At 53.4% G+C, this 23,853-nt stretch carries 23 protein-coding genes and 1 tRNA gene; 9 read left to right on the top strand and 15 right to left on the bottom strand.

Annotated features, from left to right (window positions below; all coding sequences use genetic code 11):
- Positions 1 to 10 precede the first annotated feature (10 nt).
- The 4 genes from TH3_RS18880 (at position 11) to TH3_RS18895 (ending at position 3,818) form a co-directional block, all read left to right on the top strand.
- Positions 11 to 1,039 carry a DMT family transporter gene (locus TH3_RS18880; RefSeq protein ID WP_110252575.1) on the top strand — a complete coding sequence of 343 codons (1,029 nt, stop codon included), beginning with the start codon at positions 11 to 13 and terminating at the stop codon, positions 1,037 to 1,039.
- Positions 1,032 to 2,009, top strand: coding sequence for a DMT family transporter (locus TH3_RS18885; protein ID WP_007088792.1), 978 nt, complete (start codon positions 1,032 to 1,034; stop codon positions 2,007 to 2,009). The genes TH3_RS18880 and TH3_RS18885 overlap by 8 nt, the downstream gene beginning before the upstream one ends.
- Complete coding sequence (locus TH3_RS18890; protein ID WP_007088791.1) at positions 2,006 to 2,878, top strand: DMT family transporter; 873 nt, start codon at positions 2,006 to 2,008, stop codon at positions 2,876 to 2,878. Before TH3_RS18885 ends, TH3_RS18890 begins: the two co-directional genes overlap by 4 nt.
- Before the next feature lie 178 nt (positions 2,879 to 3,056).
- Positions 3,057 to 3,818 (top strand): SDR family NAD(P)-dependent oxidoreductase, encoded by a 762-nt coding sequence (locus TH3_RS18895; protein ID WP_007088790.1) that lies wholly within the window; start codon positions 3,057 to 3,059, stop codon positions 3,816 to 3,818.
- 116 nt (positions 3,819 to 3,934) lie between these two features.
- On the opposite strand, the gene TH3_RS18900 is transcribed toward TH3_RS18895, so the two are convergent.
- The 3 genes from TH3_RS18900 to TH3_RS18910 all read right to left on the bottom strand — a co-directional run bounded on the left by TH3_RS18900 (position 3,935) and on the right by TH3_RS18910 (position 5,635).
- Positions 3,935 to 4,225, bottom strand: a complete 291-nt coding sequence (locus TH3_RS18900; protein ID WP_007088789.1) for a 4a-hydroxytetrahydrobiopterin dehydratase — start codon at positions 4,223 to 4,225, stop codon at positions 3,935 to 3,937.
- An 81-nt stretch (positions 4,226 to 4,306) separates the two neighbouring features.
- On the bottom strand, positions 4,307 to 4,942 hold the full coding sequence (locus tag TH3_RS18905) for a uracil-DNA glycosylase family protein (protein ID WP_007088788.1): 636 nt from the start codon (positions 4,940 to 4,942) through the stop codon (positions 4,307 to 4,309).
- A gap of 27 nt (positions 4,943 to 4,969) precedes the next feature.
- Positions 4,970 to 5,635, bottom strand: a complete 666-nt coding sequence (locus TH3_RS18910) for a glutathione S-transferase family protein (protein ID WP_007088787.1) — start codon at positions 5,633 to 5,635, stop codon at positions 4,970 to 4,972.
- Between the two features lie 327 nt (positions 5,636 to 5,962).
- Between TH3_RS18910 and TH3_RS18915 the strand changes: the two genes are divergently transcribed.
- Together TH3_RS18915 and TH3_RS18920 are read left to right on the top strand one after the other, a co-directional pair.
- Positions 5,963 to 7,363 carry a leucyl aminopeptidase family protein gene (locus TH3_RS18915; RefSeq protein ID WP_007088786.1) on the top strand — a complete coding sequence of 467 codons (1,401 nt, stop codon included), beginning with the start codon at positions 5,963 to 5,965 and terminating at the stop codon, positions 7,361 to 7,363.
- Between the two features lie 94 nt (positions 7,364 to 7,457).
- Positions 7,458 to 7,805 (top strand): MarR family winged helix-turn-helix transcriptional regulator, encoded by a 348-nt coding sequence (locus tag TH3_RS18920; RefSeq protein WP_007088785.1) that lies wholly within the window; start codon positions 7,458 to 7,460, stop codon positions 7,803 to 7,805.
- A gap of 324 nt (positions 7,806 to 8,129) precedes the next feature.
- On the opposite strand, the gene TH3_RS18925 is transcribed toward TH3_RS18920, so the two are convergent.
- The 7 genes from TH3_RS18925 to TH3_RS18955 form a co-directional block, all read right to left on the bottom strand.
- Entirely contained in the window at positions 8,130 to 8,798 is a 669-nt protein-coding gene (locus TH3_RS18925; protein WP_007088784.1) for a LysE family translocator, read from the bottom strand.
- 203 nt (positions 8,799 to 9,001) lie between these two features.
- Positions 9,002 to 9,688: a hypothetical protein gene (locus TH3_RS18930; protein ID WP_007088783.1), complete on the bottom strand. Its 687-nt coding sequence runs from the start codon at positions 9,686 to 9,688 to the stop codon at positions 9,002 to 9,004.
- Positions 9,689 to 9,769: 81 nt separating this feature from the next.
- Entirely contained in the window at positions 9,770 to 11,404 is a 1,635-nt protein-coding gene (locus TH3_RS18935) for an ABC transporter ATP-binding protein (RefSeq protein ID WP_007088782.1), read from the bottom strand.
- 10 nt (positions 11,405 to 11,414) lie between these two features.
- The gene (locus tag TH3_RS18940; protein ID WP_007088781.1) at positions 11,415 to 12,446 is read right to left on the bottom strand and encodes an ABC transporter permease; all 1,032 of its coding nucleotides are present in this window, start codon (positions 12,444 to 12,446) and stop codon (positions 11,415 to 11,417) included.
- A gap of 2 nt (positions 12,447 to 12,448) precedes the next feature.
- Positions 12,449 to 13,558: a microcin C ABC transporter permease YejB gene (locus TH3_RS18945; RefSeq protein WP_007088780.1), complete on the bottom strand. Its 1,110-nt coding sequence runs from the start codon at positions 13,556 to 13,558 to the stop codon at positions 12,449 to 12,451.
- Between the two features lie 3 nt (positions 13,559 to 13,561).
- Positions 13,562 to 15,520: an extracellular solute-binding protein gene (locus tag TH3_RS18950; protein WP_007088779.1), complete on the bottom strand. Its 1,959-nt coding sequence runs from the start codon at positions 15,518 to 15,520 to the stop codon at positions 13,562 to 13,564.
- Positions 15,521 to 15,752: 232 nt separating this feature from the next.
- Entirely contained in the window at positions 15,753 to 16,679 is a 927-nt protein-coding gene (locus TH3_RS18955; protein ID WP_007088778.1) for a LysR substrate-binding domain-containing protein, read from the bottom strand.
- Between the two features lie 154 nt (positions 16,680 to 16,833).
- Here TH3_RS18955 and TH3_RS18960 point away from each other — a divergent pair, with 154 nt between their 5' ends.
- Positions 16,834 to 17,043, top strand: a complete 210-nt coding sequence (locus tag TH3_RS18960) for a DUF1127 domain-containing protein (RefSeq protein WP_007088777.1) — start codon at positions 16,834 to 16,836, stop codon at positions 17,041 to 17,043.
- A gap of 234 nt (positions 17,044 to 17,277) precedes the next feature.
- Here TH3_RS18960 and TH3_RS18965 read toward each other — a convergent pair whose 3' ends face one another.
- From TH3_RS18965 to TH3_RS18975, 3 genes are all read right to left on the bottom strand, one after another.
- The gene (locus tag TH3_RS18965; protein WP_007088776.1) at positions 17,278 to 18,543 is read right to left on the bottom strand and encodes a class I SAM-dependent methyltransferase; all 1,266 of its coding nucleotides are present in this window, start codon (positions 18,541 to 18,543) and stop codon (positions 17,278 to 17,280) included.
- A 135-nt stretch (positions 18,544 to 18,678) separates the two neighbouring features.
- On the bottom strand, positions 18,679 to 19,662 hold the full coding sequence (locus tag TH3_RS18970) for an NADPH:quinone oxidoreductase family protein (RefSeq protein ID WP_007088775.1): 984 nt from the start codon (positions 19,660 to 19,662) through the stop codon (positions 18,679 to 18,681).
- A gap of 117 nt (positions 19,663 to 19,779) precedes the next feature.
- Positions 19,780 to 20,085 carry a hypothetical protein gene (locus TH3_RS18975; protein WP_007088774.1) on the bottom strand — a complete coding sequence of 102 codons (306 nt, stop codon included), beginning with the start codon at positions 20,083 to 20,085 and terminating at the stop codon, positions 19,780 to 19,782.
- 333 nt (positions 20,086 to 20,418) lie between these two features.
- Here TH3_RS18975 and TH3_RS18980 point away from each other — a divergent pair.
- Both TH3_RS18980 and TH3_RS18985 read left to right on the top strand, forming a co-directional pair.
- Positions 20,419 to 20,508 (top strand) — tRNA-Ser (locus tag TH3_RS18980).
- 173 nt (positions 20,509 to 20,681) lie between these two features.
- Positions 20,682 to 22,484 (top strand): monovalent cation:proton antiporter-2 (CPA2) family protein, encoded by a 1,803-nt coding sequence (locus TH3_RS18985; RefSeq protein WP_007088773.1) that lies wholly within the window; start codon positions 20,682 to 20,684, stop codon positions 22,482 to 22,484.
- A 12-nt stretch (positions 22,485 to 22,496) separates the two neighbouring features.
- On the opposite strand, the gene TH3_RS18990 is transcribed toward TH3_RS18985, so the two are convergent.
- Positions 22,497 to 23,030, bottom strand: a complete 534-nt coding sequence (locus tag TH3_RS18990) for an NUDIX hydrolase (protein ID WP_007088772.1) — start codon at positions 23,028 to 23,030, stop codon at positions 22,497 to 22,499.
- A 96-nt stretch (positions 23,031 to 23,126) separates the two neighbouring features.
- Positions 23,127 to 23,783 carry an NAD(P)-dependent oxidoreductase gene (locus TH3_RS18995; protein ID WP_007088771.1) on the bottom strand — a complete coding sequence of 219 codons (657 nt, stop codon included), beginning with the start codon at positions 23,781 to 23,783 and terminating at the stop codon, positions 23,127 to 23,129.
- Between the last annotated feature and the right edge of the window lie 70 nt (positions 23,784 to 23,853).

The following is a 23,853-nucleotide window of genomic DNA, read 5'->3' on the forward strand; positions in this document are numbered from 1 at the left end:
GTTGATGATCATGCATCTTTTTCGTGTTTCTCCGGATGACGATGCGCTTCGCGGCGCCCTTTTAATGACCGGTGCTGCAATCCTTTTTGCGGCGATGGCGGTGCTTATCCGCTACATCACACGCGAAGTTCATCCCTTCGAAGCAGCCTTTTTCCGTAATCTGTTCGGGTTGATCCCAATGATCCCCTGGATGCTGCGCGACCGGTTGGTTGGTCTGCGTACGCTGAAACTGAAATTGCATTTCATCAGGGCGGTCATCGGACTGGCCGGAATGCTATGCCTGTTTTCGGCACTTGCCATTGCCCCGGCGGCACAGGTGATTGCAATCAATTTCACGGTCCCGATCCTGACCACCATCCTTGCTGCCCTGATCCTTCATGAAACCGTCAGGGCGCGCCGCTGGACGGCTGTGGCACTCGGCTTTATTGGCGCAATGATCATTGTGCGTCCGATTGGACAAACGCTTGAAACCGGTGCGATCCTTGCCCTTCTGGCAACCCTGTTTACTGCCTTTGCCGTAACAACGGTCAAGATGCTCTCGCGCAGTGAAAGTGCGAACGCCATCGTCACATGGATGGGCATGATCATGACGCCCCTGTCACTGATCCCGGCCCTTTTCTTTTGGCAAAATCCGACATGGGAACAGCTTGGGGTACTTCTTGCAATCGCCGTTCTGGCGACTGCGGGACAACAGCTTTTTGTGCGCGCCAATCGCACGGCCGACCAATCCTATGTCATGGCCTTCGATTTCCTGCGTCTGCCATTTGTCGCGGCCCTTGCCTTTATCATGTTTGGTGAAACCGTCGATTTCTGGACCTGGGCCGGGGCGTCGCTGATCATTGGCTCAACCCTTTATATCGCGCGCCGCGAAGCTGTTCTGGCCAGAAAGGAAAAACGCCGCCGCCGTATGCCGACAACGGCAGCCGCGGATTCTCAGGCGATCCCGGTCACCAAGGCGAAAACCATCAACCCGCCCGAAGATCCGGAAGGCACCCCCGAAAGAAAAACAGGAAACAAAACAGGCCGCATTGATGCGTAAGTGGTTCAACAGCCTGCCCCCCTATCTTCAGGCATCTGTTTTCGCCGTGATTGCATCGCTTATGGCCGCCCTGTTTTCGGTGATTGTCCGCATAGCAACCCGTGAAATCGATCCGCTGCAGGCTGTTTTCTTTCGCAACTTATTTGGGCTTCTTTTCATCGCTCCCATCGCGCTCCGGTCCGGTTTTGCACAGATGAAAACCCAGCGGATGCCGCTGTTTCTGTTGCGCGCTTTGCTGTCGATGGGGGCCATGAGCTTCTGGTTCTCCGCCATTGCCTATATGCCGCTGGCCGAAGCAACGACGCTGAACTTCACCGTCCCGCTGTTTGGTACCGTCCTTGCCGCGATATTTCTGGGTGAAGCGGTTCGAAAATACCGCGTAGCCGCCCTTCTGGCAGGCTTTATCGGTGTCGTCATCATTATCCGCCCCGGCAGCGAAACCATGCAACTGGCAAGCCTTCTGCCAATTGCCGCCGCCCTTTGCATGGCCAGCGCAGGGTTGACGATCAAGTCGCTGTCCAGAACTGAAAACAGTACAACCATCGTGCTTTACATGATGCTGTTGACCACGCCACTGACATTCATCCCCGCGCTCCTCGTCTGGCAGACACCAAGCCTGCAGGCGCTTGGTTTGATGGCACTGGGTGCGTTTATCGCCAACATCACCCAGATCTGTAACACCAATGCTTTTCGAATATACGATTACAGTTTCGTCGTCGGCTTCAACTATCTGCGCCTGCCCTTTGTTGTCGCCATCGCCTTGGTCATGTTCGGTGAGGTCCCTGAAATCTGGCTGTTGCCCGGTGCGGGTTTGATCATCGGCTCCGCACTGTTCATTGCACGGCGCGAAGCCAAACTCGCCAAAGAAGCAAGGCGGATCAATCGCGGCCCGTCAGCCGCGGCGATTGACCTTGAACCGCCCCCGTCACGCGATAATCGACAAAATATTAATGGGTCAGAGCGCAGATGAAAAACTGGTTCAAAAACCAACCTGCCACGATACAGGCCAGTTTTTATGCCCTATCGGCAGCGATTCTTGCAGCCTGCTTCACACTGACAATTCGCTTTGCCACCGAGGAACTCCACCCCTATCAGGCTGTATTCCTGCGATTTCTGTTCGGACTGCTGATGATCGCACCAGTAGTTATGCGCGGTGGATTCGCCCCCTTACGCACCAAACGCCTACCGCTTCTTGGATTGCGCGGTATTCTGTCGGCATCGGAAATGTGTTTGTGGTTCTTGGCGGTGCTTTATCTGCCACTGGCCGAGGCCACGACACTTAACTTTACCGTCCCGTTATTTGGCACCATTCTGGCCGCGCTGATCCTGCGCGAAACCATCCGCATTCACCGTTGGCTTGCCGTTTTTGTCGGATTTATTGGTGTTGGGTTGATCATTCAGCCCGGAACGGCCGCCATGCAACCGGCAAGCCTTCTGCCAATTGCCGCAGCCATCTGCATGGCGAGTGCCGGGCTCATCACCAAGCGACTGGTTGCCACCGAAAGCACCACCGCCCTTCTGTTTTACCTGATGCTGATTACAACGCCAGTTTCCTTAATTCCGGCCCTGTTTGTCTGGCAAACGCCAAGCTGGCATGTGCTTGGCCTGATGGTGCTGGCGGCCGCGATGATGAACGTCATGCAGGTTTGCAATGTCAAAGCTCTGCAACTTGCCGATTACAGCTTCTTTGTCGGATTTTCCTATTTGCGCCTGCCGATCATCGCCATTCTGGCCCTGATCCTGTTTGGCGAAGTCCCCGACATCTGGATATTTCCCGGTGGCGCCCTGATTATCGCAGCGGCAGTCTATGTTGCCTTGCGTGAACGCAAAATTGCCTGAACAGCAAACCTGAACAGTTCGAAAACCACCCGGCCAGCCGGGACCACACCCACACCGCAACATCCAAACGCTTCCCCTTGAACTCAGACGGTCAAATGCCCTTGCCCGATAAACAAATAATTTGGTATAGAATTACCTATTATTTGTTTATCGGGATCAAAACAGGGAATTTCATGTCATGCAGGTCAAGGGATCCATTGCCATTGTCACCGGGGCCGCATCGGGCCTGGGCGCCGCCACCGCGCGCGTGCTTGCAGCCGCCGGGGCAAAGATTGCGGCCTTTGATCTGAATGAAGCAGGCGCCAAAACAACAGCAGTCGAACTTGACGGCATCGGTTACGAGGTTGATGTATCAAACGCCAAAAGCGTCGAAGACGCGATTTCCGACGTTATCAAGACCCAAGGCATTCCATCCATTTTGGTCAATTGCGCAGGCATCCTGCAAGGCGAACGCATTGTTGGTCGCGAAGGCCCGGCAGATCTTGATGCATTTGCGCGCGTGATCAATGTTAATCTGATCGGGACATTCAACATGATGCGCGTTGCCGCAACCGCCATGAGCCGCAATGAACCGACCAAAGGTGGTGAACGCGGGGTTATCGTCAATACCGCATCCATCGCCGCCTACGAAGGTCAGATCGGACAGGCCGCTTATTCGGCATCCAAGGGCGGCGTTGCCGCGATGACCTTGCCAGCAGCGCGCGAACTGGCCCGGCACGGCATCCGTGTCGTTTCGATTGCTCCGGGCATGTTTGGCACGCCCATGGTTACCGCCCTGCCCGACGACATGCAGCAGGCACTTGCGGCCAACATTCCCTTCCCCAAGCGCCTTGGCGATCCGGCGGAATATGGCCGATTGGCCCTACATATATGTGAAAATGAAATGATTAATGGCGAAACGATCCGCATCGATGGCGCGATAAGGCTGGAGCCCAAATAAGCCAGCCCCCCAAACGGGAACCGCTGCCACGAAAAACGCCCTGCCAGTCCCGCAATGGCAGGGCGTTTATTTTCCAGCTTTGATCAAGGATCAGCCCCTACCGTCCGACACGGCACCTAGTGGGCGATAACCGTTTCGGCAAAAGTCGCCAGATCGATGTCTTTTTGCGTAACACCACCCGCGTCGTGAGTTGTCAGCGTGACCCCCACCTTGTTATAAACATTGAACCATTCCGGGTGGTGATCCATCTTTTCGGCCTGTATCGCGATGCGCGTCATGAAACCAAATGCCGAATTGAAATCACCGAACATGTAAACCTTGCCGATTGATAACCCGTCTTCTGCCAGTTTCCAGCCATCGAGTTTAACAAGCGCAGCTTCGATGGCGGTTTTGTCCAGTTTGCTCATTGTGACCTCCTGCTTTTTGCTTGATCCCATTTGACCATGACATCGGAAACTTGCCAAATATTGAACGGCGCAAAGCAGTCCTTATTTCAAAAGGCAATGCACACGTTCACGCAACACCGGTAAAAGGTCACTTTCAAACCACGGGTTCTTTTTGATCCAACCGGTATTGCGCCAGCTTGGATGCGGCATCGGCAGTAACCCGTCTGGCAAATACTCGGCAAATAGATGTACCGTTTCGGTCATGCTTTTTGCCCGGCGCGGGCCAAGATAACGTTCCTGCGCATACTGCCCGATCAGAAGTGTTAATCCAACATCGGGCAAATGTTTTAGCAATGCATCATGCCATGTCGGTGCACATTCGGGGCGCGGTGGCAAATCACCACCACGTTCAAACCGGCCGGGATAACAAAATCCCATCGGCATGATGGCAAGCTTGCCCGGATCATAGAAATCCTCAACCGGCATTTGCAGCCAATCGCGCAACCGGTCCCCCGATGCATCATTCCAAGGCAGCCCGGTTTCATGCACCTTCGTCCCCGGTGCCTGCCCGATCACAAGGATTCTGGCACCCGCCGCCATCCGCACGACAGGTCTGGGGCCCAGGGGCAATGCACTTTCGCATATCCGACAGGCCCGGACATTGACCAAAAGATCGTCAAGTGCGGGGTCACCACCTGGCGGATCGATTTCGGGAAGCCTGCCGGTTAATCCGGCCATTGCATGCTCCTGTTTTGAGGTATCGAACTATGCGTCGGGAAGTTCGCCACCGGCAACAACCCATTCCTCGGCCATGGCGTCGCGATACCATTCCACCATTTCAGGCAATCCAAGAATGGTTTCCATATAGGCATTACCGATGGGATCAAGCGACACGTCATAAGTTTTGAACCGGGTCACCACCGGCGCAAACATCGCGTCTGCAATCGAAAAATGCCCAAAAAGGAAGTCTCCCCCCTGACCAAACTGCGTGCGGCATTTTTTGAAAATCTCGCAGATGCGCGCGATTTCTTTTTCGACGATCTCGCTTCGGCCACGCCCGGGCAATGTTTTGCGTAAGTTCATCGGCATGTTGCTGCGGATCGCACCAAACCCGCCATGCATTTCAAGCGAGACAGACCGCGCAATCGCCCTCACATCAAGATCAAGTGGCCACAACATCGCATCAGGTCGACTGTCGGCAAAATATTCCAGAATACTCAACGCTTCCCAGATGGTTTTCCGGCCATCAAAAAGTGCGGGGACCTTTTTGCTCGGCGAGACGACTTCGGCCTTGGCATGCCATTCTTCGGTATAAAGCGGGATCAGCTTTTCCTCGAAATCAATCCCCGCCACACGCAGGCCCAGCCACGCGCGAAGCGACCACGAAGAATAGTTTTTGTTACCAATATACAGAATGGGGCGCGTTTCCATAGGAAGGTATCCTTCATTCAAACCAAAAGGGGCGGCCAACACACTATCGGGCTATTCAAAACCCGGTTCAAGGCCGTTCAGTCACCGGGCAGTGTTCGAATTTGGCGATCAGTAAAATGATCCTTCAAGGTCTGCCAATCAATGTCGCGGTCACCCAGCACATCCCGAATTATATTTCCGGATGCGGGGTTTTCTTTTGGGCGATTGCCGATTGACGGTGGCATCCGTAAGATCGAAGTCATATCTCGCAATAACAGGCCTAAACAGACTGCCTGCTCAAGAGCCCCACCAATCTCGCCAACACGTCACCACAAGGGAAGTATCAAATTGTTCGATCACATTATCTCGTCTGAAAAGCCCTCCAACCCGGTCCGCATCACGGCAGTTCGAGAATCCGATTTCAAAAAATGGCTCGGCAAACAGTCCGATGCTCATCAGGCATGGATTGCCTCGTCCGGCTATGACGGCAAACGCGGCACCCATCTTGCCCTTGCCGGTGACGCGGGTACCTATCAGACCATCGTGATCAGCTATGTCGACGATGCCAAAACCCAGTGGGATTTTGCTGGACTTCCGACTGCCCTGCCCGCGGGTGAATATATCCTGACAGATGATGTTACAAAAAATGATGCCATATGCGAAAAGGCCGTTCTTGGTCTTTACCTTGGCGGGTATCGTTTTGATCGCTACCGCAAATCAGAAGCCAGCACCGCGAAACGTGCGCTATTTGCCATTCCGTCAAACGATGCGACCAAACGTGCTGAAAATATCGCGCGTGGTATCGGACTTGCACGCGACCTGATCAATATTCCGGCCAATGATATGGGGCCGGAAGAACTCGAAGCCGCCGCACGTCGCCTTGGCGAGGAGTTTGGCGCAAAGGTGACGAGCATCATTGGCGAAGACCTGAACAAACGCAATTTCCCAGCGATCTACACGGTTGGCAAAGGCAGCGATCGTGCCCCCCGCCTGATTGATCTTCATTGGGGTGATGAGAACGCACCAAAGGTCACACTGGTCGGCAAGGGTGTCTGCTTTGACACCGGCGGCTATGACCTCAAACCGTCAAGCAACATGCTTCTGATGAAAAAGGATATGGGGGGATCGGCACAGGTTCTTGGTCTGGCCCGTATGATCATGGCATCGGGTCTTCCGGTGCGCCTGCGTGTTCTGATCCCGGCGGTTGAAAACATGGTTTCGGGCAAGGCATACCGGCCAAGCGACATCCTTCAGACCAGGAAGGGCATCACCGTCGAAGTTGGCAATACCGATGCCGAAGGTCGCCTGGTTCTTTCCGATGCCCTGACCGAAGCCGCGGCCGAGGATCCCGAAATCCTGCTTGATTTCGCAACTCTGACCGGGGCTGCACGTGTTGCACTGGGCCTTGGCCTGCCGGCACTGTTTTCCAACAATGACGACCTTGCCAATGGCCTTCTGGAAAATGGTCTGGCGCTGAATGATCCGATGTGGCGCTTGCCGTTGTGGGATGATTATCGTCCGATGCTCGATAGCAAGGCAGCCGACATGAACAACATTTCCGGTTCGCCCTATGGCGGTGCGATCATTGCGGCTCTGTTCCTTGATCGCTTCGCCGAAGGTGCAAAAGCCTGGGCCCATATCGACCTGATGGCGTGGAATCCTTCGGCACGTCCCGGACGTCCCGAAGGCGGCGAAGCCCAAGGAATCCGGGCCGCTTTCAAGCTCATTGCGGATCGTTACGGAAAGTAAACATTTCGATTTTCCCAATTAGACCTTTGACATCCGCGCAGGGGTCAGGTAGACAGGTTACGTATTCGTAACAAATTAATTGTTGGGCACAGGCATGTCGATCGAGATCAAACCGTCTCAGGCGCTTGACCTTTGGCGTATCGCGATTGTTGAAAGCGTGCGTCGGGACTCTCCCGACCTTTCGGCTCGCCAGATGGCCCTTATGCTGACTGTTTATCTGACCCCGGCCCCGCATACCGTCCGGGGCCTTTCCGACGCCCTGAATATCTCCAAACCAGCGATTACACGTGCGCTTGACCGCCTCAGTTCACTGGGCATGGTCAAACGCAAGGTCGACGAAGATGATCGTCGCTCCGTTCTGATTCAGCGTACTGTGAAGGGCTCTGTCTTCTTGCGCGAATTTGGCGATATTATCGTGTCCGCGGGGAAGAAAACCGAATAGATTGATCTCTTGATCCGATGACGTTCGGGTCTCGTGGCAGTAGGTCAGGCGAAATTGGATTGATATTCTGTCGCCAATAGCTGGTCTGAATACCAAAAGTCGGGAAATGGGACAGAAAATCTGTCCTAAAGCTAAAACTCTCCCTTCTCATACGTAAGAATAGGTATCAAACAGACCAGTTGGTTTGTTCGAAGCTTCTGTATTTCGTCAAACAGAATATATTTTTAGTGTTTAATATCAAACCGTTACTGACAATCACCTGTGTCACGAGCCCAAAACACGCAGTTTTGACGCCAAGAAATAATACCCGATCCAACTTTCGGCCTAGCGGGTCCGCGCCACGCTTTCAGGCATGTCAATCAGGGACAAAAGCAGGGCGGCAACAATCAAAACACCGCCACTGATCCGGCCAATCGTGTTTTTTCCACCACGTTTCAACAACCATGGCATCAGTCTTGCGGCACCAAACGCATACATCATTACGAATGTGTAATCAAAAATCACAAACGTAATCCCAAGGATCACCAATTGCGACCAAAGGTCCACCGAAGGATCAATGAACTGCGGGAATAATGCACCAAAAAACGCGATCGCTTTCGGGTTACCCGCTGCAACCAGAAAACCTTCGCTAAACAACCGACGTTTTCGTACCGGCTCAAACCCTGTTCTGATTTTTATTTCGGTATCGTTATCATTTCTTGATACCTTGGGTTTTCGCAGGATTGCCGTCAGACCGATGACAATCAGGAACGCGACGCCGCACCATTTGACAACGCCAAACGCCGTCACCGATGTCGCCAGCAACGCCCCCAAGCCAACCGCGACAATCACCATCTGGATCATGTTTGCGGTCACATCACCAAGGGCGGTAATCATGGCCGGGCGCGGTCCATAACGTAACGAATGCGACATGCCGATCAGGACACTGGGCCCGGGCGTTGCCACCATAAGCGATACAAGTGCGCAAAAGCTGAGCCATGTTTCAATCGACATTTCATTCCCCGGATTACGTCAATCAAGACGGAATATCATGCCCATGTCACCATACAAGTGCACTCTGTCGATCAGGCATCCTGAAAACAGGTAACCAGGCAATGGATCACACCGAACAAAAACCATTCGGGTAAGGAGAAGGAAATTGTTTTGAATTACCGATACGGTATCGGCGGGTATGCCTTTAGGCGGGCGAAATAACCTTAGCGGCCCGGCTTCTTGTCGCCGGGCCAGTTATCATAAAATTTGCGCACCTGAACCGAACGAATTGATTCTGGCGGCACGATGCGGCGTGCGGTTGCCAGAAGCCGGTTCTGAAGTGCTGCAAAATACCTATTGGTTGTTGGACGGAACGGAGAGAACGGTGGCTCGGATTTGATTTCCTCGCCCTTTTCTTTCGCCGCTTCTAAGGTTTCTTTTTCTGCTTCGAGTTCTTCTGGCGTTTTGGGCGGCGGTGGTGCAATCAGCTCCGGCCCGTTATAGACAAAACCACGTTTGCCTGCTTCAAGTTTCTCGTATCGGTTCTGGGTATCGCGATACATGATGCGTTGCAGATCTCGCAGGAACGCATTCAATAATTTTGGCTCTGCCTGCTCGATGACCGCACGATCAGCAACACTTGATGCTTCAAGCCAGACATAGAACACCATTTGCCGGATCGCGCCGCTCTTGGGCAAAACAACGGTAAGCGCAATTGAATCCGGTTCGATCACCGTTTCCGGAATTTGCGGTTCTTTTGGCTCGGCACTTTCAGACGGCTTTGCGTCCTCTTGCCCACCGCCCGATGCCTGTGCATCCGGACCAAACAGCGCAATCCCGATCATCATCGCCAAAAGCGATTTGAAAAGGCAGTTCCTGAACGCCTTCGGTTTTCTTGCCGGTTCGGTCATGAACAGTTTGCTTTCAGCCCGTTATTAATTTTACGCAATACCCAACGAACGCCAATTGTCCCGTCAAGTTCCGATTTGGGGTCAGCTCTGCACAAGCTCCAGCCCCGCAGCACGCAAATCAAGTGCTGCTGCCAACAAAGCCTTTGTATAGGATTCTTTCGGATTTTCAAAGACTTCGTCGGCATTTCCGCTTTCGACAAGCCGCCCACCCTGCATCACCATTACCCGATGCGAAAGCGCACGCACAACCCGAAGGTCATGGCTGATAAACAGATAGGCCATCTTGTGGCGCGCCTGAAGATCGCGCAAAAGATCAACAATCTGCGCCTGTACAGACATATCAAGTGCCGAGGTCGGTTCATCAAGCACCATGAAACGCGGCTTTAAAACAAGTGCACGCGCAATCGAAATACGCTGGCGCTGTCCGCCGGAAAATTCATGTGGATACCGGTCCATCGCATTTAACGGCAAATCAACTTCGCGCAGGGCTTCGGCAATGCGTTCGGTACGCTCCTGCCGCGACATTTCCGGATGATGGATTTCAAGCCCTTCGCCCACGATCTGGCTGATTGACATCCTCGGGCTCAGGGATCCGAACGGGTCCTGAAACACCACCTGCATGTCGCGGCGCAGGGCCCGCAAATCGGCCCCGGAAAACTGCCGCACATCTTTACCGTCAAACCAGATATCACCAGTGGACGACAAAAGCCGCAAGATCGCCATCGCCAGTGTCGTTTTGCCCGATCCGCTTTCGCCGACAATACCCAGCGTCTCGCCCTGCCTCAGGGTAAGCGATATATGGTCTACGGCATCAAGGTAATATTCCGGACGCCCCAAAATCCCCTTCTTACCAATCGGGAACCGCACCAGAATCTCATTGGTTCGGATTAGTTCCTTTGCATTTTCGGGCAATGGCGGGGCATTACCACTTGGCACTGCCGCCAGAAGCTTTTGGGTATAAGGATGCTGCGGATTGTCAAAAAGCCCCCGGCCTGTGCCGCGCTCAACCACCTCGCCATCCTTCATGACGCAGACATTATCGGCCATCTTCTGCACGATCTGAAGATCATGGGTAATCAGCAACAAACCCATGCCAAGCTTGGCCTGCAAATCCTTCAATAATTCAAGGATCTGTGCCTGAATGGTTACATCAAGGGCCGTGGTTGGCTCGTCGGCAATCAGCAATTCCGGTTCATTTGCCAATGCCATGGCAATCATCACGCGCTGGCGCTGTCCACCCGATAATTCATGTGGCAATGCTTTAAGCCGCGAAGCCGGATCAGGAATACCCACCAGATCAAGCAGTTCAAGAATACGCGCCCGTGCTTTGGCACCGCGCAATCCCTTATGCAGCAGCAACACCTCGCCGATCTGCTTTTCGATATTGTGCAGCGGGTTTAACGATGTCATCGGTTCCTGGAAAATCATTGCAATCCGGTTGCCGCGGATGTTTCGCAGGATTTTCGCATCCGTTCCGACCATTTCCTGCCCGTCAAACAAGATCGAACCACCCGGGTGGCTGGCCCGCGGATAGGGGAGCAATTGCAGGATCGAAAGTGCGGTCACCGATTTACCCGATCCGCTTTCCCCCACAAGCGCCATGGTCTCCCCGCGCTTCATGGCAAACGAAACGCCTTTGACCGCCGGGACACCGGCAAAACTTGCCGAAAGATTCCTTACTTCCAGAAGCGGCTGTGTCGATTGATTGGTCGTCATAACCGTTCCCCTAGAAGGTTTTTCGTGGATCAAAGGCATCGCGCACCGCCTCGCCGATAAAGATCAGCAAACTCAGCATAATCGCGATTGCAAAGAACGCCGTCATGCCAAGCCACGGTGCCTGAAGGTTGTTTTTACCCTGCGCAAGCAACTCGCCAAGCGACGGCGATCCGGGCGGCATGCCCAGCCCCAGAAAATCAAGCGATGTAAGGGCCACGATCGAACCGTTCAACACAAACGGCAGGAACGTAATCGTTGCCACCATCGCGTTCGGCAGAACATGGCGATACATGATGCGATAATCGGTCATGCCCAATGCGCGCGCGGCCCGAACATATTCGAAATTGCGCGCACGCAGGAATTCCGCACGCACAAGCCCCGTCAAACTCATCCAGCTAAACAGCACAAGAATGAACAAAAGCGTCCAGAAACCGGGCGCAAACAGGCTGGCCAGAATGATCAGGATGAACAACTGCGGCAATCCGGACCAGATTTCGATCACACGCTGGAAACCAAGGTCAATCCAGCCACCGAAATAGCCCTGTACCGCACCAGCCGCGATCCCGATCACCGAACTGATCGCCGTTAAGGCAAGGCCAAACAGGATCGAAATCCGGAATCCGTAAATCAGGCGCGCCAGAACATCGCGCCCAAGATCATCTGTTCCCAGCCAATGCCGGAACGATGGCGGGGCTGGCTGTGCCTCGCGCATTTCAAAATCGATGGTATTGTAAGAAAACGGTATCGGCGGCCAGATGGCAAAACCGTATTCCTCGATCTTGCCAAGGATATAGGGATCATAGAAATCCGTCTCGACGTCAAAATCGCCGCCATAAACGGTTTCAGGGTGGTCTGACAGGATCGGGATATACCAGTTATCGTCATATTTGACGAAGATCGGCTTGTCATTGGCCACCACCTCTGCGACCAGACAGATGACGAACAGGATCGTGAAAATCACAAGCGACCAGTATCCGCGCTTGTTGGAACGGAAATTTGCGATCCGGCGCTTGTTCAACGGCGAAAGAATGATGTTTTGCATGATCAATTCTCCCGCGCTTCAAAGTCGATCCGCGGATCAATCAGGTGATAGCTGAGATCACTGATCAGGTTCAGAACAAGACCAAACAACGTAAACAGATAAAGTGTCGCAAACATCACCGGATAATCACGCTTCATCACGGCTTCAAAACCCAGCAATCCAAGTCCGTCGAGTGAGAAAATCACTTCGATCAGAACCGAGCCGGTAAACAGCAGCCCGATCAGTGCACTGGGAAAACCGGCAATCACCAGCAACATCGCATTGCGGAAGACATGTCCGTACAGAACCCGCTTTTCCGTCAGTCCCTTGGCCCGCGCGGTCACCACATATTGTTTGTTGATTTCATCCAGAAACGAGTTTTTGGTCAGCATCGTAAGTGTAGTGAATCCGCCAATGGTCAATGCCGTAATCGGCAATGCCAGATGCCAGAAATAGTCCGCAACCTTGCCCAAAAGCGACAATTCATCAAAATTCGATGATGTCAGCCCCCTTAACGGGAACAGATCGAAATAGGTTCCACCGGCAAACACCACGATCAGCATTACGGCAAAAAGAAAGCCCGGAATGGCATAACCGACAATGATCGCCGCCGATGACCAGACATCAAAATTCGATCCGTCCCGCACGGCCTTGGCAACGCCAAGCGGCACGGAAATGATATAGATGATCAATGTCGACCAAAGGCCAAGCGATATCGAGACCGGCATCTTGTCGATCACGATATCGACCACATCGCGATCCTGAAAATAGCTTTGGCCGAAATCGAACGTCAGATAATTTTTCATCATCATCCAGAAACGTTCATAAGCCGGTTTATCGAACCCGAACTGCTTTTCAAGCTGGGTGATGATTTCGGGGTCAAGTCCCTGAGCCCCACGGTAGTTCGAGGTCGAGGAAAAATTGTTTCCCCCGCTGGCACCGCCGCCGCCCCCACTATCAGCCCCCTGATTGCTGATGCGCGCGGTAGCGGCAACGTCCGTGCCCTGTAACTGGGCAATCATCTGTTCGACCGGGCCGCCCGGCGCGAATTGCACGATTGCAAAGTTCAGAACCATAATCCCGAACAGCGTCACCGGGATCAGCAAAAGACGACGCAGGATGTAATTCAGCATGGCCTAGTACCCCCCCTTCTTAAGCTGCCGCGACTTTTCGGGATCAATCCACCATGTCATGACCGATGTTCCCTTAAGCGGCACCTCTTCAGGTCGCCCGAACACATCCCAATAGGCCATCCGATCCCCGCCAAGATAATATTGCGGGATCACGTAAAATCCCCACTGCAACACACGATCAAGCGCGCGTACCCGCTGAACAAGGCTTTCGCGGCCGTCTGCTTCGATGACCAGATCGATCAGTTCATCAATAACCGGATTTTTGATACCTGCAAAATTCCGGCTGCCCGGCTGATCTGCTGCCTGCGATGACCAGAAAAACCGCTGCTCGTTCCCCGGTGAAAGACTTTGCGTCCACCAGAAAGTCGTCATATCGAAATCATAGGCCTGAATACGATTGACCCACTGCCCGGTATCAATCATGCGAATATCCATGGTCACGCCAAGCTGACGCAGGCGGGCTTTAAGAACCAGCGCGATTTTCTCAAGCCCTGGCTGGCGGATAATCAGCTCGAACCGGAACGGCTCGCCGGTCTTGCTGTTGACCAGTTGCATGTTGCGCAACTGCCAACCCGCCTCCTGCAAAAGCTTCATCGAATGACGCAATGCTTCGCGTCGACCATTGGGCGCATCAAAGTTCGGCAATTGCGGCGGCTGGGTGAACAGTTCGGGCGGCAGCTGACTTCTGAATCCTTTCAGAATATCAAGCTCCTCGCCTTCCGGCACGCCGGTTGCCGCAAGTTCCGAATTGGCGAAATAGCTGACATTGCGCTTATACGCGCCATAGAACATCGCCCGGTTCAGCCATTCGAAATCAAACGCATATTGCAGCGCCTCCCGAACACGGATGTCAGAAAACAGGGGCTTGCGTGTGTTAAACACATAGGCCTGCATACCGTTTGGCAGATTGTCAGGCAGGAATTCCTTCCTGATCTGGCCGTTCTGGATTGCCGGGGTGTTGTATGCCGTGCTCCATTCGCGCGATGAATGTTCGCTTCTGATCATGTATTCACCGGCAAAGAACGCCTGACGTGATACATCGGGATCAAGATAGGTATCAAACCGCAGCGTATCGTAATTATTGCTGCCGCGATTGACCGGCAAATCCGCCGCCCAGTAATCCTTGACCCGTTCATAGGTGATCTGGCGACCGGCCTCGAAAGACTTGATTTTATAGGCCCCACTGCCGACAGGAGGATCAAAGGTCGTCTTGGAAAAATCCCGCCCTTCCCAGTAATGCTTTGGCATGATGGAAAGTTCGGCAACAATCATCGGCAATTCGCGATTATTGCCCGGCTTGAAATCAAAACGCACCGTCAGATCGTCAAGCGCTTCGACTTTATCGACCTGCGCGTAATATTGCCGGTAAACCGGGCTGCCTTTTTCAATCAGGATATTGAATGAAAACACCACGTCTTCGGCGGTGATATCAGTGCCATCCTGAAAGCGTGCCCGAGGATCTAGATGGAAAATAACAAAGGATCGATCGACCGGATATTCAACGCTACGCGCAATCAAACCATAAAGTGACGAAGGCTCATCCGCACTCGACACCATCAGACTGTCATACATAAGCCCAAGGCCGCTTGCTGCCGTCCCCTTAAGCGTGAAGGGGTTTAATGTATCAAACGAGACGATGGAACTTTGCACCAGCGTCCCGCCCTTGGGCGCATCCGGATTGACGTAATCGAAATGCCGAAAATCAGGACCGTATTTCAGATCACCATAAAGCGATATGCCATGTGACACAGTGGTTAGCGGACTGAGCTGTTCCTCTGCTACCGGAACTGTCGGGGCCGCTGTAATGTCGGGCTTGTCGCCTGTCTGTGCCGCCGCCGGACCGGCCATTGCGATTGGTAATCCGATCACAACCGCCAGAAGCATCCCCCCGACATAACGGGAAAACGTTCCCCGGCTCCCGTTTTTCCGTGCGATGCACGTCTCGCCTTCTTGCCGCGTCATATTTATTCCTGAAATGTGCCCGGCTCGAAGCCCGAACCCCGGCAGGGCCAATACGCATCATTGAACCATCTGACATCATTACGGACGCAATGATCGGAACGTTCCGGACAATTCCCGCCAAGAAAACGGGACCGGTTACGCCGACGTTACGTCCGCAAAGCCATTTGGTCCAAACGACATATTCATAATGAGGAATAAAATGGTTCAATTTCAAGGCATCATCTTGAAACTGTCATTCCGTTCCTGATTCTTTTTGCACAAGCTTGCGCTTGCCTGTCTCGATCTTGATTTCGCTCATCAACCAATCGCGAAATGCCTTCACTTTTCGCCGCTCCAACCTTCCTTCAGGATAGCACAGCGAATAGGCATAGGGACTATCAACCGGCAAATCGAACGGCACCATAAGTCTATTGGTCACAACATATTCACCGATCATCGCCGGATCGGAAATTACCGCACCAAATCCACTGGCCGCGGCCTCCATTGCCATATCAAGGGTCGCAAAAACAGGTCCCCGGTCCGGATCGACACCCTCAATCCCGGTTCCCTTTAACCAGATGCGCCAATCCTCACGCTGTGCCGAACAATGCAGCAGGGTCACATTCCCAAAGTCTTCCGGTGTTTTCAGCTGCTTTGCCAGATTGGGATGACATACCGGCAAAAGCCGTTCGCCGGTCAGAAATTCATGCACCAGCTGGTCGCCCGGCGTATCAGCAAAGCGGATGGCAATATCGGTTTCATTGAAATCAACCGGGGCGGCATCGTCACTATAGGTGCCAAGCTGTACCTGCAGGTCAGGATGTTCCATTTGAAACCGGCCAAGACGCGGCACGATCCAGCGCATGGCAAATGTCAAGGGCGACAGGACCTTAAGCTGCGTGTCATCAGGCCGGTTTTCGATACGCGACACCGCCAGTTCAATCGAATCAAATGCCGCCGTCAAGGACGCCAGCAAGTTCCGCCCTGGCCGGGTCAGTTTCAATCGGCGGTGATGACGTTCGAACAATTGCCGCCCCAGCACATCCTCCAGGTGCTGAACCTGTCGACTGACCGCCCCTTGCGTAACATTAAGCTCATGTGAAGCTTTGGTGAAACTTTCAAGTCGACCGGCCACTTCAAAGGCACGAAGCGCATTTAACGGTAATGGACGGCGTTTCATGACGATCATCTTGCATGATTAAAACTCATGCAATGATGACAAAAGATGGTTTGAGCGCAAGTGTTTTTAGGCGTAACTCTGGGTTTAGCAAATCGAAACACATTCAGGCCGCATACAAACTGAGAGCTGGCCGATAGATTGAAGGAATAAGATCATGGTCGCGATCACCAAAGATGCCGGTGCTTTTGTCACCACCCGCCGTCACCACAACACCGCAAATGTTATGGAACTGCCGCGTCAGTGGGCAAAACGTTATATTCTCCGCCAGAAGCTTGCGACGATGGACAGCCATCTGCTGCGCGACATTGGCTGGGACGTATATGAAGCCCGTATCGAAGCAGCCAAGCCGTTCTGGAAAGCCTGAGCATTTCGCTTAAAGGCGCCAAACCGAGAGTATTTATTATGTCTCCCCGACTTTTCCGCTTGCAGGGGCCACTTTCTTTCCCTCTGCAGGTTATTGAAGCCCTGACAAGCGTCTTCGGCCTCCCGACACGCAAAACCGAGACCCGCACCCGCTATTGACGGTTTTGTGTCCCTGATTGCCGGCCATCCCCCGATGGTCGGCATTTCTTTTGCCTGATCGGATCTGCAAGACGGATTATTTTGATGGATGCAGATACATCAGGTTCGCGGCGTTCAGCACCGAATACATCACTGCGAACTGGGCATCGAATTCATATTTATCTGGGCTTGGGTCAAACAGCTCGTAAATCTGGCCAACCGTGCGTTTACCATCGATGCGTGACAGAATCCCCGGGCTTGCTGGCGGAAGACTGCGCGTTACCGACAATCCCGTAAAATTGATCTTGATATGGCCGGTCTTCGCGACAGAGCGGGCCAAAGCTGCCCCGTCAATACGCACAAAAAACGGCACCGCATGACGATCCGGGACCGGTGGCTTGATCTTGTTATCCGATTTGACCACATAAAACAGATGCTTGGTAATATTGCCCGCCATCAATTCAGCCAATGCCGCGCGCTTGCGAAACGGCACATGCACGGCCTTGTCCAGAACGTCGTGGCGCGAACAATAGGTCGTCGGATCATAGCGCATCGGTTCGATGAATTGCTGAAGCCGCAAACCTGCCTTCTCGACAAAATCAAAAACCTCGTCCACACGATAGGCCCGATCCTGCTGATGCAAAAGCAGATCGTAAAACCCGGAATCGCCCCCCTGGATATGGTCATTCACAAACGGGTTACGCTTCAACCAGTTTGTACCCGGCAGTGAATCGAACAATGCCTTGCCAAGGTTAAGCCGTTTGCGCCCACCCGCCTCGGCAGAGAGGCGTTCCATCATTTCCTGCATATGGTAGACGCCGATCCGGCCAAGTTCGCCATACACCATCAAACCCATACCGCCCCTGGGTTTAAGCGCATCTGCCAACGCCTTTAAACCGGCGTCCGGATCAGGCAGATGATGAAGCACCCCGCAGCAATCAATATAATCAAACGGCCCATATTTCCCGGCCAGATCAACGAACGACCCGGTAACGAATTTGACACTCTTTTCAAGATTACGGCGCTTGATCCGGGCCTCAGCGATCTTGCGCGAGCTTTCCGAAAGATCGATATAAACAATCTCGACCTTGGCCTTGCGATCACGCGCCTGCTGCGCGAGCATCACCAACGCATCTCCGGTGCCGCCCCCGGCAACAAGAACTTTTATCTTTTTGCCATCAGCCGATGGATCGCGGCCGCCAAACACGAAATGAACCACTTCGTCCCAATTGCCGGGGGACCCTACGACAAGACGCTTGTCCTCATCTTTCGGGTCACGCGCCGGATAAGGAAATGTTTCATATTGCGCCCGTGTTTTGTCGGACGGTTGCGGCGCGTCTGGCTTTTTCCGGATTTCGGACATCTATAAATTCCAATGGATCAACAGGTGCTGTGGCAAGCCCGAAAACAAGCCTGCAAGCAGCAATGCTATCAGGGACGGCAACATCCTATAAAATTTCAAGGATTTGATTAATAGAATAATCACCTTGGGACGAACTCATTCCCGACACCGGATCACAAGCTTCCCTGTTGCGGTCCGGTTACGGATCGCCGCAAGTGCCTCCATCGCGTTTATCAGCGGATATGTCGCAGACACCAATGGCGATATTTCCCCAGACGACAGCAGCTCCAAAAGCTCGGCCATGCCAGCCTTTGCGATATCGGGGTTCTGTTCAAGATAAGCCCCGAAATAAAAGCCCAGTGCAGCAACATTCTTGACCAGAAGGATATTGGCAGGAATTTGTGGCACCGATCCGCTGGCAAATCCGATCAGAAGGATACGTCCCCCCGACGCAACACAGCGCAGGCTCTGATCAAACACATCGCCCCCGACCGGATCATAAACCAAGTCGACACCTATTCGCCCGATGCGGGCACAGATTTCCTTTACCCGGGCCCGTATGCTTTCGGATTTGTAGTCAATTACATGATCCGCACCATGCGCTTTGGCGATGGCACATTTATCAGCCCCACCCGCGGTTGCGATCACGGTCGCGCCCAGAAGTTTCGCGCATTCCACCGCCGTCAGGCCAACACCCCCGGCAGCCCCATGAACCAGAACCACTTCACCCGGCAGCAAATTGGCGCGATACTTCAAACCAAACCATGACGTTCCATACGCAATCTGGAATGCAGCCGCCACATTGAATTCAACATTTTCTGGCAACCCCGTCACAAGACTGGCATCAACCGAAATCCGACCGGCATATCCACCCCAGTCAGGCAGGGCCATGACCCGGTCACCAATGGTAAAACCCTGAACGTTCGTCCCAATTGCAGAAACGGTACCGGCAATTTCAAACCCCGGCGCAAACGGACCAGTCGGGCGTTTCTGATATTTTCCCTCAAGAATCAGGGTATCGGCAAAATTAACGCCACAGGCGGCAATATCGATGATGATTTGATGGGCTTGTGCGATCGGTTCTTCGCAGTCGATCAGCATCGGCGCCTCGCCGAAAGCCTCGCATATCCATGCTTTCATCGCTGTCTTCCATCTTATGATCCTGCCCGATCACGCACAGTGTGCCGTGCACGCAGCGATCAGACAAGCGAAAGACAGATACGGTATTGAAAACGGCGGAATACAGACAGGAACGGCTTAGAAAAACTTCTGACGCCTGCGTTTTCGCGTCACCAGCAAAAGAAGTATTCCGGGCACCAGCAATATGACAAACGCCGGGGCCAATAGCACGGGCACAAACGCATTGTCCCAAATCCAGGCCGAGATATAGCGCTGGATCACGGACTGTAACAGGTTCAGGCTTCCGGCATCCAACCGATACCAGAGCTCCCCTGCCGCGACAAAGCGGAACGTTCCCGTCTGAAGCGAGGTAATGCCATCACCGACCAGTACAGCAAGACTGGAAAACAGCAATATCCATCCCAACGCTCTGAAAAGCCACATAGCCGTCTCCGAATTCCCGGTCTGAACTTTTCGTTATCATCACAGACATGCCGACGGCTTTGCCCCGTCAGCATAAAGGTTTCTGCGAATCACCCTATCGTCCCGGTACATCTGGAACCATAGCCTGAAACCTTAGAGGCGATTAATCAACAAGAAGTAAATATTGGACAAATTGCTACAACTTTATCGGTCAAGTGATTGTAAAAATGGCATTTGTTGGCTGTTTGGATAGTGACCAGAACAAACATCAAAAAGTAAGGGATTTTGCCTTGTCAACCGGGATCGGGTCGGCTAATGTCCGCCCGCTTTCGCGATATATACAAGATCGCATGTGGAGAGGTGGCCGAGTGGTTTAAGGCGCACGCCTGGAAAGCGTGTTGGGGTGTAAGCCCCTCAGGGGTTCGAATCCCCTCCTCTCTGCCACTTTGCAGCCTGCGGGCCGCAGCGATACCAAAAGCTGCAAAAAACTTCCCTTCTTCGATGTGAAATACGAAAATGCGCGCACAACTTTTGTGTGTCGTGTTTCTTATTGCCCGCTAAACTGCACGGTAAGGCACAAATCAGGTACCTGCATCATCATAGGGACGTGGCAAAACATGGCGACAATTGAAGGCGGCTTTCTGCATACGGCGGTTCTTTTCCTCGGTGCGGCCGTGGTTGCAGTACCGATCTTCAAAAAGCTGCGTCTGGGTTCCGTGCTGGGTTATCTGTGCGCCGGGGCACTGATCGGGCCGTTTGGCCTTGCCATGATTGCGGAACCGGAAGAAGTTTTGCATTTCGCCGAATTTGGCGTTGTTCTTCTGCTGTTTATTATCGGTCTTGAATTGCGCCCCCAACGCCTGTGGGCAATGAAAAGCGAGATTTTCGGGCTGGGGATGGCGCAGGTGGCCATCACCGCCGCCCTTCTTTACGCCGCCCTGATTGCATTTGACTGGCCATGGCAGCAGGCGATGATTGCCGCCCTTGCCCTGTCCTTGTCCTCAACCGCGTTTGCCCTTCAAATCCTTGAAGAAAAGGGCACGCTTAACAGCGACCATGGCAACACAGCCTTTTCAATCCTGCTGTTTCAGGATCTTGCTATCGTACCACTAATCGCGCTTGTCGCGTGGCTCAGCCCGATAAGTGACGGCGACGAAGCGGGTACCGACTGGATTTATATCGCCAAAACCATCGGTGCAATTGCGTTGGTCATCGGGGCTGGGAAATATCTGCTTAATCCGTTTTTCCGCATCATCGCCCTGACCCGCGCGCAGGAAATCTTCACATCCGCAGCACTGCTGCTCGTGATTGGCGCGGCTCTTTTGATGCAGGCCGTCGGGCTTTCTATGGCACTTGGCGCATTTCTGGTCGGTGTCATGTTGGCGGATTCCGAATATCGCCACCAACTTGAAACCGATATCGAACCGTTTCGCGGCATTCTGCTCGGTTTGTTTTTCATCGCGGTCGGCATGTCGGTCAACTGGCCGCTTGTCGCGGATAATATCGGGATCGTCCTGGCATCGGTTGCTGGTCTGATGGCAATCAAGGGGATCGTCGTTTATGGACTGGCCCGGATATTTGGCAAATGTCACGCAACCGCATGGCGGACTGCGGTCACCATCCCGCAGGGCGGCGAATTTGCCTTTGTCCTGTTTAGTCTGGCGACATCGCTTGCGGTCATCAGCTCCACACGCGCCAACCTTCTGACCGCCATCGTCACCCTTTCGATGGCTGCCACCCCGCTTGTCGGTGCGATTGCCGAAAAACTGTCGGCCAAGCTTCGCAAGGATGATCAGCCCGATGTCGATGGCGTTGAAACAGCTGAACTGCAATCAGTGGTCATTGTCGGCTTTGGCCGTTTCGGACAGATCATTTCACGTGTTATGGCAGCCCGCGGCATCAATGCCACCGCAATCGACAACGACCCGAAACGTATTCAGATGGCCAGCCTCTATGGCAACAAGGTCTATTTCGGTGATGTCCGGAGAAGTGATGTTCTTGCCACCGCCGGGGCGGCGAATGCCGATCTGATCTGTCTGTGTATAAATGATCGTGACGCGACCACACAGGCCGCCAAATATATCAGCGAACTGTTTCCCAAATCGAAACTGCTGGTGCGCGTTTATGACCGCAACCATGCACTTGATCTGATGGAAATCGGGCTTGGCGTGGAACAGCTTTATCGCGAAACCTTTGATACGGGTGTTTCCATGGCACGACACGGGCTTTCAATGCTTGAAACCGAACAGGATGTGATTGATCAGATTGCTGATGAATTTCGCCGTCGTGATATCGACATGCTGCACGCACAAGTGGCCGAAGGCCGCATTGCGGGCATGGCAAAGGTTCATGAAAGCTATCAGCTTGACCGCAACGATGCCCGCACCAACAAGGATGACCCGGCAATGTCGCGGCTGTAATTATCCGGTCCGTTAACCTTGGGCAAAAGCCCGAAGCTTGTCGCGCATCACCAGAACCGAATGCTCGTCGGTGTAATCTTCGAGGCGGTCCAAAGCCACCCATGCCAGATCATCGGATTCATCGGTGATTTTAAGCGGATCGCGCATATCGGCCTCGAATAGGAACCGCATGTCATAATGCAGATGTGCAGGCCCCTTGGCATTTTCGGGAATTTCGTGGATATCGATATCAAATATCGCTGACGACAAGGGCCGTATCCACGAAAGACCGCTTTCCTCATAGGCTTCGCGCTGGGCGACAAACAATACGTCGCGCACTCCATCACAATGCCCGCCAAGCTGAAGCCAGCGTTTAAGCTTCCGGTGATGGGTCAGCACCACATGACTGCGTTCCGAATTCACGACAAAAGCCGATCCCGTGACATGTGACGTTACCGGATCATTTTCAAATGCCTTGGGTTCACCTGCGATAAAGTCACTGATACGCATGTGATTTTCCAGGTCACGATCAGACTGTGAGACAAAGCTGGCAAGGTCGATCTGCATGATATTCCGGTGTTTGAAATTGACGGTTTGCCGACCCTAGCCGAAGCCGCCACAACAGAACAACCGAAAACCCGGAAGCATAAAGACGAAGCCAACCTATTTCCGGACGATCAGATTTACCGCCTCGGAAATCTCCGTTCCCCCATCGGTCAGTTCAAGAATCTCCCGCCGGATTTCCGGGGTTTCGATCAATTTGGCGAGAAACTGCGCAACATTGCCACGCTTGACCGTGCCGTAAGGGATGGCAAATCCGGCGTTCACGCGCCCGTCCTGATCTTCATGCAACAATGTTCCCGGCCGGAGGATCACCCAATCGGCATCGGATGCCGCAACATCCGCATCGGCGCGCTTTTTCTCGGTCATATAATGTTCAAACCGCGGGTTGGGGTCTTTGCCGCGCCCGGCTTCGGGGAAGGCAGAAACAAGATAAAGCCGCGAAATGCCTTCCTGCTTCATCGCGGCCACCACATGCCCCGGTCCGTCGCCGTCAATCCGCGTGGTCCGGTCAAGGCCGCTTCCTGCCGCCCCGGATGAAAAAACAACAATGTCGTGGCCCCAGATCAAAGGGGCGAGCGTTTCTGCCGTCAGTTCCATCAAGTCACCGAGAACCGGCGTAATCCCCGCATTCCTGACGTTGTCGGCCTGTTCGGGTTTGCGATGCAGGCCCGTAACCTGATGCCCATTTGCCAGTAAAAGCGGTGCCAGACGATGCCCGATACCACCCGTGACGCCGATAATGAAAATGCGTGCCATATCCTGCCTCTATCCTTCGCATCGGAAATCGAACCTACCTGAAAACTAGTTTGCGCCCCCGTGATGTCAA

The sequence above is a fragment of the Thalassospira xiamenensis M-5 = DSM 17429 genome (genome assembly GCF_000300235.2).
Lineage (GTDB): Bacteria > Pseudomonadota > Alphaproteobacteria > Rhodospirillales > Thalassospiraceae > Thalassospira > Thalassospira xiamenensis.

Bases quoted from the DNA above. Each gene is read 5' to 3' on its own strand.
- TH3_RS18990 (WP_007088772.1), bottom strand. From the start codon at position 23,030: ATGCAGATCGACCTTGCCAGCTTTGTCTCACAGTCTGATCGTGACCTG.
- TH3_RS18940 (WP_007088781.1), bottom strand. From the start codon at position 12,446: ATGCAAAACATCATTCTTTCGCCGTTGAACAAGCGCCGGATCGCAAAT.
- TH3_RS18960 (WP_007088777.1), top strand. From the start codon at position 16,834: ATGGTCGCGATCACCAAAGATGCCGGTGCTTTTGTCACCACCCGCCGT.
- TH3_RS18920 (WP_007088785.1), top strand. From the start codon at position 7,458: ATGTCGATCGAGATCAAACCGTCTCAGGCGCTTGACCTTTGGCGTATC.
- TH3_RS18970 (WP_007088775.1), bottom strand. From the start codon at position 19,662: ATGAAAGCATGGATATGCGAGGCTTTCGGCGAGGCGCCGATGCTGATC.
- TH3_RS18945 (WP_007088780.1), bottom strand. From the start codon at position 13,558: ATGCTGAATTACATCCTGCGTCGTCTTTTGCTGATCCCGGTGACGCTG.
- TH3_RS18985 (WP_007088773.1), top strand. From the start codon at position 20,682: ATGGCGACAATTGAAGGCGGCTTTCTGCATACGGCGGTTCTTTTCCTC.
- TH3_RS18955 (WP_007088778.1), bottom strand. From the start codon at position 16,679: ATGAAACGCCGTCCATTACCGTTAAATGCGCTTCGTGCCTTTGAAGTG.
- TH3_RS18975 (WP_007088774.1), bottom strand. From the start codon at position 20,085: ATGTGGCTTTTCAGAGCGTTGGGATGGATATTGCTGTTTTCCAGTCTT.
- TH3_RS18905 (WP_007088788.1), bottom strand. From the start codon at position 4,942: ATGGCCGGATTAACCGGCAGGCTTCCCGAAATCGATCCGCCAGGTGGT.
- TH3_RS18895 (WP_007088790.1), top strand. From the start codon at position 3,057: ATGCAGGTCAAGGGATCCATTGCCATTGTCACCGGGGCCGCATCGGGC.
- TH3_RS18935 (WP_007088782.1), bottom strand. From the start codon at position 11,404: ATGACGACCAATCAATCGACACAGCCGCTTCTGGAAGTAAGGAATCTT.
- TH3_RS18925 (WP_007088784.1), bottom strand. From the start codon at position 8,798: ATGTCGATTGAAACATGGCTCAGCTTTTGCGCACTTGTATCGCTTATG.
- TH3_RS18880 (WP_110252575.1), top strand. From the start codon at position 11: ATGCATCTTTTTCGTGTTTCTCCGGATGACGATGCGCTTCGCGGCGCC.
- TH3_RS18950 (WP_007088779.1), bottom strand. From the start codon at position 15,520: ATGACGCGGCAAGAAGGCGAGACGTGCATCGCACGGAAAAACGGGAGC.
- TH3_RS18910 (WP_007088787.1), bottom strand. From the start codon at position 5,635: ATGGAAACGCGCCCCATTCTGTATATTGGTAACAAAAACTATTCTTCG.
- TH3_RS18890 (WP_007088791.1), top strand. From the start codon at position 2,006: ATGAAAAACTGGTTCAAAAACCAACCTGCCACGATACAGGCCAGTTTT.
- TH3_RS18930 (WP_007088783.1), bottom strand. From the start codon at position 9,688: ATGACCGAACCGGCAAGAAAACCGAAGGCGTTCAGGAACTGCCTTTTC.
- TH3_RS18885 (WP_007088792.1), top strand. From the start codon at position 1,032: ATGCGTAAGTGGTTCAACAGCCTGCCCCCCTATCTTCAGGCATCTGTT.
- TH3_RS18995 (WP_007088771.1), bottom strand. From the start codon at position 23,783: ATGGCACGCATTTTCATTATCGGCGTCACGGGTGGTATCGGGCATCGT.
- TH3_RS18965 (WP_007088776.1), bottom strand. From the start codon at position 18,543: ATGTCCGAAATCCGGAAAAAGCCAGACGCGCCGCAACCGTCCGACAAA.
- TH3_RS18900 (WP_007088789.1), bottom strand. From the start codon at position 4,225: ATGAGCAAACTGGACAAAACCGCCATCGAAGCTGCGCTTGTTAAACTC.